The organism is Streptomyces sp. RK62 (genome assembly GCF_018070255.1).
Lineage (GTDB): Bacteria > Actinomycetota > Actinomycetes > Streptomycetales > Streptomycetaceae > Streptomyces > Streptomyces nigra.
Genome location: NZ_JAGPYD010000001.1, coordinates 727,499 through 740,332 on the forward strand (window position 1 = coordinate 727,499; position 12,834 = coordinate 740,332).

Consider the following 12,834-nt stretch of genomic DNA (forward strand, 5'->3'; position numbering starts at 1 on the left):
TGTCGATGTGAGTTTCGGCGGCGGACTCGGCAGACTCCCGCTCGTCGTTCCGGCACCGATCGCGCCGGAGCCGGCACACCCCCGAACCAAGCGGAAGGATGCACACAATGCGGAACACCGCGCGCTGGGCAGCGACCCTCGCTCTGACGGCCACCGCCGTCTGCGGACCCCTCACCGGGTCCGCGCTGGCCGCCCCCGACGCCGCCCCCGCCTCGCTCTACGCCCCCTCGGCCCTGGTGCTGACGCTCGCTCACGGAGACACCGCCGCCCTCGCCTCCCCGGCACGCGCGGTCACCCTGAGCTGCGCCCCGACCGCCTCGGGGACCCATCCCGCCCCGGCGGCGGCCTGTGCCGAACTGCGGGGCCTCAACGGGGACTTCGACTCCCTGAGGGCGAGCGAAGGGGTGATGTGCACCAAGCAGTACGACCCCGTCGTCGTCACCGTGGACGGGGTCTGGCAGGGCAAGCGCGTCTCCTACGAGCGGACGTTCGCCAACGAATGCGTGAAGGGGTCCTTCGGGACGAGCCTCTTCGCGTTCTGAGACCGGGGTAGCACCCGAGGACCCCGTGCAGTGCGGTCCGGGCTCGCGGATGGGGAGTGCGAGCACGGCCGAGGGGTTCGGTGCGACCTCGTACAGGGTGCCGGCCGGGCGGAGTGGGGCCGCCCGACCGGCACCCGGGCGTTCTAGGGCCTTTCGTTTGGATCAGGCCGGGCTCGCGGGCTGATCCGGCCTGATCCAAACGAAAGGCCCTAGGGGGCGCGTGCCGCGGCGATGCGCAGCGGCGTCGGCCGGTCCGCCGCGGGCTCCCGGTCCCGGCCGGTGACATCCGTCCACCAGGACGGGCCGTCCTCGATATGGCGCAGCATGATCCCCTCCCGGATCGCCCAGGGGCAGATCGTCACCGACTCCAGACCCGTCAGCTTCATCGCGGTGTGCGCGAGCACCGCGCCCGCCAGGCTCTGGTCGGCCCGCGGCGCCGAGATGCCCGGCAGCTGGGCCCGTTCGGCGGCGGTCAGCGTCGACAGCCGGCGCACCGCCTCCCGCAGATCCTCGCGCGCCAGCCGCCGCTCCACGAACGGGCCGTGCCGGCCCGGGGGCGCCCCGCACAACCTGCCAAGCTGCTGGAACGTACGCGAGGTCGCGGCGGCCGTATGCGGACCCTCCCAGCGGATCCGGGCGGCGACGTCGCGCAGCTGATGCCGGACCGAGCGGCGCAGATCCCGCAGCCGGAGCGGATCCGGCAGGCCCTCGCCGACCAGGTACTCATGGGTCAGCCGGGCCGCGCCCAGCGGCAGCGACGCCACGAAGTCGGGCAGCCGGCCCCGGCCGAACGCCACCTCCAGCGACCCGCCCCCGATGTCCAGCAGGGCGAGCGGGCCCGAGCGCCAGCCCATCCAGCGCCGCGCCGCGAGGAAAGTCAGCTCCGCCTCCAGCTCGCCCGGCAGCGTGCACAGCCGTACTCCGGTCCGCCGGCGCACGGCGGCCAGCACCTCGGCGCGGTTGGGCGCGGACCGCACCACCGCGGTCGCGAACGCCAGCGGCACCTCGGCCCCCCACTTGCCCGCGGTGCGGCTCGCGGCGTCGACGGCGTGGACCAGCCGCTCCACCGCCTCCTCCGGGACCGGATCGCCCGGCCGGACCAGCTCCGAAAGCCGCAGCCGCCACTTCTCGGTGTGCACGGGCAGCGGCGCGCCGTCCTGGGCGTCGGCCACCACCAGGCGGACCGTCTTCGATCCCACATCCACGACGCTGATACGCATGGGTCGGCAAGTACCCCCATACCGTGATCGTCACCGGTCCGGGGGCGATTCCCCGCCGCCACCGCCGTCCCTCAGGCCATCTGGCGCCGCACCAGTTCGTGCAGCCGCCCGCCTGTGTCCGCGAGGAGCTGGGCCGGCGGTCCCTGCTGGGCGACCTTGCCGTCCTCCATCACGATGACCCGGTCCGCGTCCAGCACCGTGGACAGACGGTGCGCGATGACGACCCGCGTGGCGTTCAGCGCCCGGGTCGACTCGATGACCGTGCGCTGCGTCTCGTTGTCCAGGGCGCTGGTCGCCTCGTCGAAGAACAGGATGCGCGGCCGCCGGATCAGCGCCTGAGCGATCATCAGCCGCTGGCGCTGGCCGCCGGAGACGGCACCGCTGCCCGACACGATGGTGTGCAGACCCATCGGCATCCGCCGGATGTCGTCGGCGAGCCCCGCCATCTCGGCCGCCGCCATCGCCTCCTCCGGCGTGTACGGCTCGGTGCCGCAGATGACGTCCAGGATGGACCCGGTGAACGGCTGGGCGTGCTGGAGCACCACCCCGCACTGCCGGCGCACCGCCGACTGGTCGAGCGCCGACAGGTCCTGCCCGTCGTACAGCACACTGCCCGACACCGGCTTGTCGAAGCCGATCAGCAGCCTCAGCAGCGTCGACTTGCCGCAGCCGCTGGGGCCGACGATCGCGACGAACTCGCCCGGCCGGATGTCGAACGATACGTCGTCCAGGACCAGCGGGCCGTCGTCCGAGTACCGGAAGGACAGCCGGCGCGCCTCGATCGCACCCGTCAGCGGGCCAGGCCGGGTGCTGCCCGACCGTACCTCCGGCGCGGCCCGCAGCACCGGCTCGATCTCCTGGAACAGCGGCAGCGCCGACACCGCCGACACGAACGCGCCGGTCAGCTGGGTCACCGAGGTCAGCAGCATCGTCACCGACGTACTGAAGGTCAGGAACGCCGCCGCCGACATCGACCCGCGCGCCGGACCCGCCAGCAGCATGAACATCAGCAGCGTGCACAGCGGCAGGTACACCGCGCCCAGCACCGCCGTCAGGTTCTTGATCCGGCCCACCCGCTGCTGGAGCTCCCGGCTGCGCGCGAACTCCTCCGCCCACGCCGCGTACGCGTAGTTCTCCGCCGCCGCGACCCGCAGCTTCGGCAGCCCGCGCAGCGTCTGGAACGCCTGGTTGTTCAGCTTGTTGCTCAGCACCACGAGCCGGCGCTGCCAGCGCACCTGCCACAGCCCGAGCCCCAGGAACACGGCCGCGATCACCACGAGCATCCCGATCGCGGCCATGGCCATCGGCACGCTGTACCAGAACAGCAGCGCCAGATTCATCGCGCCGACCGTCACCGACTGCGCCACGACCGGTCCGACCCCCGCGAGCAGCCGGCGGATCGCGCTGATCCCCATCGCCTGGCTGGCCAGCTCACCCGTGGAGCGCTCGGTGAAGAACTTCGTGGGGAGCCGCAGCAGCCGGTCCCACAGCGCCGGCTGGAGGATCGCCTCGATCCGGCCCTCCAGCCGCAGGATCGTCAGGTTCTGCAGCAGCATGAACGCCGCCGCCACCACCCCGCTGATCATCACGGCCAGACACACCTGCACGATCAGCCCGGCCTGGGCCTTCGGCACGAACTCGCCGAGCACCTTGCCGGTCGCCACCGGCACCAGCGCGCCGATCGCCACCGTCACCAGCCCGCTCAGCAGCAGCCGTACCAAATCCCCGCCCGTGCCCCGCATGCTGAACCGCAGCAGCCGCAGCGGGCTGAGCGGACGGTCGGGCAGCGGCCGGTAGAACATCACCGCGCGCGGCTCGAACTCCTCCGCGTTGGCCTTCTCGACCGGGGTCTCCCGGCCCGTCGCCGGATGCACCGCGACATAGCCGCCGCGCCGCCACAGCAGCGCCACCGGCGCACCGGACAGGGCGCGGTGGCCGACCAGCGGACCGATGTCGTCCCGCCACCACCGCCCCTCCAGACGGATGGACCGGGTCCGCACCCGGGAGGCGAGGGCCACGCGTTCGACCGGGTCGAGCCGGTCGCTCTCGGTGCCGCCCTGCGCCGGCTCGGACAGGGTGATCCCGGCCGCCTCGGCGACGATCTTGCAGGCCGCGTACCCGGCGTCCGCGTCGGCGGCCGTCGTGCGCTTGCCGCCCCGCTTGCCGATCGACGCCAGCAGCGTCTGGTCGGCCTGCGCGCGGACCGCCTCACCGGCCTTGATCCCGGCGGCCGTACGGGTCTCGTGCGTGCGCTCCAGCTGCTCGATCCACCGGTCCAGCGTGGTCAGCAGACGGTACTGCTGGTCCACCATCGACTGCCAGACCGCCGGGTCCATCAGCAGATCGGCGGCCGCCTCGGCGCCGTACAGCGAGCCGTACTGGACACTGCCCGGCGGGACCTGCATCCAGAAGACGTCGTCGTCCGTCACCTCGGCCGCCCGCTCGGTGGCCATGGGCGCCTGGAACAGGATGGACAGGCTGCGGCCGACGCCGAGCGCGAGCGCGTACTCCAGCGGGCTGGTCTGCGGCGGGACGTACTGCGGGTTGCCGTACTCGTCGTACGACCAGGTCTGGGTGTTCGCGGGCTGGTACAGCTCGCGCAGCCCGATGCGGTGCACCACGCAGTCCCGCAGCGGCCGCGCCACCAGCGTGTGCTGCGGTCCCGCGACCGGGCCCAGCAGCAGCGAACCCGCCTCCAGCCGGCCCAGATGGTGCCAGTGGCCCTGCTCCCCGGCGTCCACCGCGAACAGGTCCACCGCGCCGGACGCCACCAGCCACAGCACCTGCGGACCTTCCAGGTCCAGGCGGTTGAAGCCCGCGCAGTCCAGGGCCGAGCCCAGCTGCCCGAGCGCGTCGAGGACGAGGTCCCCCTCGTTCACGGCCGTCATCTCACCGCTCCTTGACCAGGGCCGCGTAGGCGCCGCCGAGCGCCACCAGCTCCTCGTGCCGTCCGCGTTCGACGATCGTGCCGTGCTGGAGCACCACGATCTCGTCGCTGTCGCGGACCGTGCTCAGCCGGTGCGCGATCACCACACAGGCGCAGCCGCGCCGGCGCAGATTGTCCATCACGACCAGCTCGGTCTCGGCGTCGAGCGCGCTGGTCACCTCGTCGAGCACCAGGATGCTGGGGCGGCGCACCAGCGCCCGCGCGATCTCAAGGCGCTGGCGCTGCCCGCCGGAGAAGTTCCGGCCGTCCTGCTCGACCCGGCTGCGGATACCGCCGGGGCGGCGCATCACCACGTCGTACAGGGCCGCGTCGCGCAGCGCCTCCTCCACCGCCTCGTCCGGGACGGACGGGTCCCACAGGGCCACGTTGTCCCGGACGGTGCCCTCGAACAGGAACACCTCCTGGTCGACGAAGGAGACGGAGGCGGCGAGCGCCCCGCGCGGGATGTCCTCGATCCGCCGGCCGTCGATCCGGATGACGCCCTCCCAGGGGGCGTACAGACCCGAGATCAGCCGGGACACGGTCGACTTGCCGCTGCCCGAGCCGCCGACCAGCGCCACCTGCCGGCCCGGTCCGACGGTCAGGTCGAAGCCGCTCAGCAGCGGCTTGTCCAGCGGGCTGTAGCCGAAGGTGATGTTCTCCAGCTCCACATGCCCGTGCAGCCGGCGGGTGGACTCGCCCGCGCCGGGGCGGCCGTAGAGCGGGTCCGCCTCGAAGTTCTCCACGTCCTTCAGCCGGGCCACGTCCGCCGCGAAGTCCTGGATGCGCCCCGCGACGCCGTTGAGCCGGGTGATCGGGGCGGTGAACCGGGTCACCAGCGCCTGGAAGGCGACCAGCAGACCGACGGAGATGCCCCCCTCGATCGCGCGCATGCCGCCGATCCACAGGATCAGGGCGCTGTTGAGCGTGGCGAGGGTGGGGGCGACCACGCCGAGCCAGGCGCTCGGCACACCGAGGCGCTGCTGCTCCTCCAGCGTGGTCGCGTGCTGCCCGGCCCACTTGCGGAAGTAGCCGTCCTCACCGCCGGTCGCCTTCATGGTCTCGATGAGCTGGAGGCCCGTGTAGGCGGTGTTGGTCAGCCGCGCGCTGTCCGCGCGCAGCTTCGCCGTACGGGTGGCCCGCAGCCGGATCACCACCCGCATCGCGACGATGTTCAGCAGGGCGACACCGATGCCGACGAACGTGAGCTGCGGGTCGTAGGTGTAGAGGAGCACCGCGTAGAGGACGACGACGACCGCGTCCACGCCGGCCGCCGCGAGGTCGCGGGCCAGCGTCTCGGCGACCGCGTCGTTCGACTGGAGCCGCTGCACCAGGTCGGCGGGGCTGCGCTGGGAGAAGAACGTCACGGGCAGCCGCAGCAGATGGCGCAGGAAGCGGGCGCTGGAAAGGGTGGAGGAGATGATCCGGCCGCGCAGCAGGTTCGCCTGCTGCAGCCAGGTCAGCACCACGGTCAGCGCGACACAGGTCCCCATGGCCGCGAACAGCGTGCCCAGCAGGGAGGTCTGGCCCCCGATCAGGAACATGTCGATATAGGTGCGGCTCAGGGCGGGCACCGCCGCGCCGACCGCCACCAGCAGCAGGCTCGCGAGGACGGCCGCGGGCATGGTGCCCGCGGTGCCGCGCAGCCGGGCGGGCATCGCGCCGAGCACCCCCGGCTTGCGTCCGCCGCGGGTGAAGCCCTCGCCGGGCTCCATGACCAGGACGACCCCGGTGAAGCTGCCGTCGAAGTCCTCCATGGGCACGAAACGACGGCCCTTGGCGGGGTCGTTGACGTACACGCCCCGGCGGCCGAAGCGGCGGCCCATGCCGTCGAAGACGACGTAGTGGTTGAACTCCCAGAAGAGGATGGCCGGCGCCTTCACCTCGGCGAGGGCGGCCGTGTCCATCTGCATGCCCTTGGCGGTCAGGCCGTAGCCGCGGGCCGCCTTCAGCAGATTGCTGGCGCGCGAGCCGTCCCGGGAGACACCGCACGCGATGCGCAGTTCCTCCAGCGGGACGTGCCGGCCGTAGTGGCCTAGCACCATCGCGAGGGAGGCGGCGCCGCACTCGACGGCCTCCATCTGGAGCACGGTGGGGGTGCGGACGGTCTTCGCCCGGCCCTTGGGCACGGGGCGCTTCGGGGGAGCGGCGGCGCGGCGTCGGCCGCGCGTCTGCTGTGCGGTGCTCATGGCAGCAGCCAGTCGACGGGACGCTGGTCGGCGAGCCGGATGGAGGCCTCGGCCAGGGTCATGGAGGGGAGGGTGAACGGCGGTCCGTCGGCGGACGACCAGGCGTAGCCGCTCTTCGTGCCGGCCTTGCGGTCGAGCTTCACGAGGACGGCGACCGGGCGTCCCTCCTTGGTGAACTGCTCGCCGAGCTGGGTGTCCCCGAGGAATCCGGCGATCTGCTGCGGCGACTGCACGGAGCGGTCCACCGACTTCACATGGCCGCGCAGCACGCCGTACTCCTGGGTCGGCACCGACTGCACGGTGAGGTCCACCGCGGCGTGCTCGGGGATGGCGGCGGCGTTCTCGGCGGGGACGTACACCGTCGCGTACAGCGGGTCCCCGGCGCGGGCGACCTTCTCGACGGCGGCGACGTTCGCGCCGGTCTGGACGATCTGCCCGATGGTCGCGGCGAGCGCGGTGATCCGTCCCGGTGCGACCGTGCGCACGACGGTCTCGCCGCGGGCGGTACGGACCTTCAGGACGGGGGCGTTCGCCGGGAGCCGGCGGCCCTGTTCGGCGACGACGGAGGTGACCTGCCCGGCGACCGGGCTCTGCAGGATGTAGCTGCCCTGGCCGTGGGTGAGGATGGCGGGCGCGCTGACGGTGGAGGCGACCGAACCGGTCACCGCCCACACGGACGCGGCGGCCATCACGACCACGGTCACACAGAGGACGAGCCAGCCCTGCGGGCGGGCGAAGCGCACCGGAAGGTCGAGCTCCTCCGGCGACTGAAGCTTGGCGAGGGCCTGTTGGCGGAACTGCACGGAATTTCCCTCACCTGCGGATGAGTGGAGACCGGCATGTGAATACCGGTCGTGCTGCGGGGCGGGGCCGAAATCCCTTCACGGTGTTTCGTTCCTGCTTTTCGTTCAGGGGATTTCCTGTTTTGTGACGCCCAAGAGTCCCGGAGCCGGGTGACGGCTCCGGGACTCGGTGGTACGAAAGGCGCGATCAGAGACCGGCGACCAGGCCCGTGACCGGGGCGGTGTTCAGGCCGGTGACACCCTCCACGGTGCCGACGACCGTGTTGAGCAGGCCGGACACCGGGGCGATGCCGTTGACCGCGTCGAGGGCACCGTTCACGGCGTTGACCTGCAGGCCGCCGGAGACGTTGTCGAGCTCGGCGTCGGAGATCTCGACGGTCGCAACCTGGGGGGTGGAGTTCATGGTGGAACTTCCCTTCCTAATGGATATTTCACAAGGGGGAGCGGCCCCCTCTGGGGACAGATGACGGCCGCGACCGCAGGCGCCCGGCGCCCCGTTTCCGGGAAAGCCGTTGGCGGCCCCCGCGGTGCGATGGATCAAAGCACGGCGCGGGTGCGGGCTTCCAATCAAACGAATGCCCTGTCAGGGCACTTGAGGGCCCGGTGTGGGAATTCGTGCAGGGGCGGTCACGTCTTGTCGGCGACTTCTTCACACGCCGCACAGCATCGGCGCGTACCGGCGGTCGCGCCGGGCCCGCGGGCGCCGGCGGGGACGGCGGCGAAAGCGACACTCCGGCCCCAAGGGGGTGACCGGCGGTAGCGCCCGGTGCGGAACCCCGGGCCACGGTGACTTGGTTGAGTATTGAATGTGCAGATTCACTGAAGCTGGGATTCCGCTCCTGATTCGCGACTGACCGCGATCGACCGACTGCGGACGGTGTCTGCTCGCACCTGTCCGCCTCTCGCCTCGCGGACACCCATCCGCGCCCCCCGCGTGGTCGCTTCGGCACCCCGAGATCCGCGCCCGTCGCGTGGCCGCTCCAACACCCCGAACGACGCTTCTGCGAACGGAGTTGAACACTCCGGCCGCCCGGCGCGTACCAACTGCCAACCAGGCGCCCGAGAAACAGCCGCCGGACGAACGGCGGCAGCAGACCCCGTCCCCCAGGAGGTCGAGAAGTTTGAGTCACAAGCGAATGCCGAAGCGCAAGGCCGCGATAGCCGCGGGCGGCGTGGCGGCGCTCGGAGCGGCGGCGATCCTTCTGCCGAACGCCAACGCGTCGCAGGACGCCGCACCGGACGCCGCAGCCGCCCCCAAGACCCTGAAGGCGGCGGACGCCTCGGATCTCGCCTCGCGCCTCGCGGGACTGCTCGGCGACTCCTTCGCCGGCTCGTACTACGACGCCGGCAGCAAGCAGCTCGTGGTGAACGTCGTGAACGGCGACGACAACGAGGTGGTGGTGCAGGCCAAGAAGGCGGGAGCCAAGGTCCGCGAGGTCGCCAACAGCCTGGCCGAGCTCAAGACGGGTGCGCAGACCCTGAAGTCCGAGGCGACCATCCCGGGCACGGCGTGGGCGGTCGACCCCAGAACGAACAAGATCGTCGTCACCGCCGACAGCACGGTCACCGGCCGGAACTGGGACCGCCTCGAGTCCACCGTCGAGAGCCTCGGCTCCGGCATGGCGAGCGTCAAGAAGTCGGCCGGCACCTTCAAGACCTTCCTCTCCGGCGGCGACGCCATCTTCGCGGGCGGCGCGCGCTGTTCCGCGGGCTTCAACGTCACCGCGGGCGACGGCAGCCCGGCCTTCCTGACCGCCGGTCACTGCGGGGTCGCGGCCGAGCAGTGGTCCGACGCGCAGGGCGGGCAGCCCATCGCCACCGTCGACCAGGCGACGTTCCCGGGTGCCGGGGACTTCGCGCTCGTGAAGTACGACGACCCGGCGACCCAGGCGCCCAGCGAGGTCAACCTCGGTCAGCAGACGGTCCCGATCAGTCAGGCCGCGGACGCCACGGTCGGCCTCCAGGTCTTCCGGATGGGCAGCACGACCGGTCTGAGCGACGGTCAGGTCACCGGCCTCGACGCCACCGTGAACTACCCCGAGGGCACGGTCACCGGGCTCATCCAGACCGACGTGTGCGCCGAGCCCGGCGACAGCGGCGGCTCCCTGTTCACCCAGGACGGACTGGCGATCGGCCTCACCTCCGGCGGCAGCGGCGACTGCACCGTCGGTGGCGAGACCTTCTTCCAGCCGGTGACGACCGCCCTCGCGGCCGTCGGCGCCACCCTCAACGGCGACGCCGCGGGCGGAGCGGGCGCCGGTGACGACGCCGGAGCCGGTCAGGACGCGGGTGCCGGTGCGGGCGAGGAGGCCGGAGCCGGTCAGGACGCGGGCGCGGGCGCCGGCGAGGAGGCCGGAGCGGGCCAGGACGCGGGTGCCGGCCAGGACGCCGGGAACGGAGCCGCGAACGGCAACGCCAACGGCGGTGGCCACGGCCTCGGCGAGATCGTCGGCAACGGCGTCGGGAACTGACGCGCGGGCACCCCTGAACGGATCCGCGTGATCCACCCGGGCACGACGGCGGTCCGGCCCTCCGGCGGGAGGGCCGGACCGCCGTTCGCCGTCCCGCCGCCCCGGCCGCGCGGAACCGTCACAGGGGCTGCGCACGTGGCGCATTGGCGCTGTAATGGCGAACGTGGTCGGAGAGGGCGCTACGCAGGGCAGGACGGGGAACAGGCGTGTCGAGGACGTCCTGAAGGCACTCGCCGCCGAGCCCGATCCTGCCGGGCGCTCGCGCCGGGTACTCGAACAGGCGCTCGTCTTCTGCGGCGCCTCCCTGGCCGTCCTCTACACCCCGGACGACGCCGGCGAACTGCTCTGCGTCAACGAGTCCGCGGGCGTGCCCCGGTCCCTGTACGGCCTGCGGGACGGCTACGCCCTCAACGGGCCCTCCCCGGCCGCCGACGCCCACCGCACCGGCCGCCCCGTCTGGCTCGGCCCCCGGGACCTCGCCGGCTTCGCGGAGGCCCGGCGCATACCGGCCTGTGACCACTCCGTGGCCGCGCTGCCCGTCCGCGGCGAGGGTGTCACCGGGTGCCTGCTGGCCGTCACCGAGCACCCCGACGGCTTCGACGACACGCAACGCGAGTGTCTGGAACTGATCGCCGGTGCCGTCACCCTGCCCGCCCCGCTCGTCGCCGAGGCCGGCGGCGAACTGCCGCCCGACGCGTTCAGCCTCGCCGTGGACAGCGGCCATGTCGAGGTCGGCGCCGACCTCCTGCGGCTGTTCGGGCTGACCCCCGCCGCCTTCGACGGCAAGGTGGAGACCCTGCTGGGCCTGACCGTCCCGGACGACCTGCCCGCGCTGATGTCCGTCGTCGAGGCCGACCACATGTCCATCGGCGACCGGGAGCTGGAGTTCCGCGTCGAGCAGCCCGCGGGACCGCCCCGCTGGCTGCGGCTGCGCGGCCGTCTGCTGCCCGGCGGCGAGGGCCGGCCCGCCCGGCTCGTCGGCACCGTCGCCGACGCCTCCACCCTGCGCCCCGAGGTCACCGACGTCGCCCGCGTCCAGCGCCTGGCCGCCGCCCTCGCCACCGCCGGCACCGTCCGCGACGTCAGCCACGCCGTGGTCACCGCCCTGCGCGAACCCCTGCGCGCCGACCGCATCGCGCTCGCCGAACTGGAGCACGACCGGCTAGTCGTCACCGTCCTCGACCCGCCCGACCCGGAGTCCTGGCCCGCGCTGTGGCGCCTGGAGTGGCGCACCGAGTGGCCCGACGCCCCCGTGCGTGCCATGCCGACGCTCGCCGCCGCCCTGCGCGAGGGACGCGCCCAGATCTGGCCGGCCGGGGCCCCGCTGGAGCCCGCCCTCGCCGACGTCGGCCCCGGCGGCCTCGCCGTGCTCCCGCTGCCCGCGAGCGGCACCATGGCCGGCGCCTGCCTGATCGGCTGGGACACCCCGCACCAGTTCGGGCCCGACGAACGCGCCCTGCTCACCGCCTCCGCCGGGCTCGCGGGCCAGGCGCTGCTGCGGGCCCGCGCCTTCGACGCCGAGCACGAACTCGTCGGCATGCTCCAGCGCCAGCTGCTGCCCCGCCGGCTGCCCCGGCTGCCCGGCGCCGAGGCCGTCGCCCGCTATCTGCCGACCACCGCGGGGCTCGAGGTCGGCGGTGACTGGTACGACGTCATCCCGCTGCCCGACCACCGGGTCGCCCTCGTCATCGGCGACGTCCAGGGCCACAGCGCGGCCGCCGCCACCCTCATGGGCCAGATGCGCACCGCGCTGCGCGCCTACGCGGCCGAGGGACACCCGCCGGACGTCGTCGTCCACCACGCCAACCGGCTGCTGATGGACATGGAGACCGACCTCTTCGCCACCTGCTGCTATGTGGAGGTGAACCTGGAGGAGGGCTCCGCCTGGTGCGTACGGGCCGGACATCCGCCGCCAGTGCTGCGCCACCCGGACGGCGGCACCGAGGTCGCCGAGGCCGACGGCGGCCCGCCCCTCGGCGTGCTGCGCGAGGCCGTCTTCCCGATGAGCCCGCTGCGGCTGCGCCCCGGCACCGTCCTCGCCCTGACCACCGACGGCCTCGTGGAGTCCGCGGACGCCGACATCGACACCGGCATCGAACGGCTCGCCGCCGCGCTCTCCGCCGCCGACCCCGCCCACCTCGGACTCGTCGCCGACGGGCTGCTCGTCGGGGCGCACCGCGACGACGACATCGCCCTGCTCCTGATGCGCTACGACGGCATGGCCGTACGGCCGCTGCGCGAGACCTGGGCCGTGTGGCGGGTCCCCGAAGCGGTCGGCCACGCGCGCCGGTTCACCCGGCGCACCCTGCGCGCCTGGCAGGTGCCGCCGCAGGACCGGGACACCGCCCTGCTCGTCGTGTCCGAACTCGTCACCAACGCCCTCGTGCACACCGACGGACAGGTGCGCCTCGACCTCACCCTGGTCGGCCGGCGGCTGCGGGTCGCCGTCGCCGACTCCTCGCCGCGCACTCCGGTCCGCCCCACGAGCATCAGTTGGGAGGCCACCGGCGGACGCGGCATCCTGCTGGTCGAGGCGATGACGACGGCCTGGGGGACCGTGCCCGTCAGCGGCGGGAAACAGGTGTGGTGCGAGCTCGCCCTCTCCGGATGACACCGGCACGAAGCGCCGGGGCGTCCAGAAACAGCCAGTCCCGACAGCCTCAAATCGGCGGATTCGGGGCTA

General features: G+C 73.0%; 8 protein-coding genes. 3 read left to right on the forward strand and 5 right to left on the reverse strand.

Going from position 1 to position 12,834, the window contains the following annotated elements:
- Positions 1-107 precede the first annotated feature (107 nt).
- Positions 108-542 (forward strand): protease inhibitor, encoded by a 435-nt coding sequence (locus tag KBY32_RS03230; RefSeq protein ID WP_055624472.1) that lies wholly within the window; start codon positions 108-110, stop codon positions 540-542.
- Positions 543-751: 209 nt separating this feature from the next.
- Here the strand turns inward: KBY32_RS03230 and KBY32_RS03235 are convergent, their stop codons facing one another.
- The 5 genes from KBY32_RS03235 to KBY32_RS03255 all read right to left on the reverse strand — a co-directional run bounded on the left by KBY32_RS03235 (position 752) and on the right by KBY32_RS03255 (position 8,083).
- Positions 752-1,762, reverse strand: a complete 1,011-nt coding sequence (locus KBY32_RS03235; RefSeq protein WP_115507043.1) for a Ppx/GppA family phosphatase — start codon at positions 1,760-1,762, stop codon at positions 752-754.
- 71 nt (positions 1,763-1,833) lie between these two features.
- Positions 1,834-4,650, reverse strand: coding sequence for an NHLP bacteriocin export ABC transporter permease/ATPase subunit (locus tag KBY32_RS03240; RefSeq protein WP_210978770.1), 2,817 nt, complete (start codon positions 4,648-4,650; stop codon positions 1,834-1,836).
- A gap of 1 nt (position 4,651) precedes the next feature.
- Positions 4,652-6,877, reverse strand: a complete 2,226-nt coding sequence (locus tag KBY32_RS03245; RefSeq protein ID WP_115507041.1) for an NHLP family bacteriocin export ABC transporter peptidase/permease/ATPase subunit — start codon at positions 6,875-6,877, stop codon at positions 4,652-4,654.
- A complete protein-coding gene (locus tag KBY32_RS03250; RefSeq protein ID WP_055624468.1) occupies positions 6,874-7,680 on the reverse strand; it encodes an HlyD family efflux transporter periplasmic adaptor subunit in 807 nt (268 codons plus the stop codon). The genes KBY32_RS03245 and KBY32_RS03250 overlap by 4 nt, the downstream gene beginning before the upstream one ends.
- A gap of 187 nt (positions 7,681-7,867) precedes the next feature.
- Positions 7,868-8,083: a hypothetical protein gene (locus KBY32_RS03255; protein WP_055624467.1), complete on the reverse strand. Its 216-nt coding sequence runs from the start codon at positions 8,081-8,083 to the stop codon at positions 7,868-7,870.
- Positions 8,084-8,801: 718 nt separating this feature from the next.
- Here KBY32_RS03255 and KBY32_RS03260 point away from each other — a divergent pair.
- Together KBY32_RS03260 and KBY32_RS03265 are read left to right on the forward strand one after the other, a co-directional pair.
- Complete coding sequence (locus KBY32_RS03260; RefSeq protein ID WP_210978771.1) at positions 8,802-10,151, forward strand: S1 family peptidase; 1,350 nt, start codon at positions 8,802-8,804, stop codon at positions 10,149-10,151.
- Positions 10,152-10,305: 154 nt separating this feature from the next.
- Positions 10,306-12,762: a SpoIIE family protein phosphatase gene (locus KBY32_RS03265; RefSeq protein ID WP_210978772.1), complete on the forward strand. Its 2,457-nt coding sequence runs from the start codon at positions 10,306-10,308 to the stop codon at positions 12,760-12,762.
- The last annotated feature ends 72 nt before the right edge of the window (positions 12,763-12,834 follow it).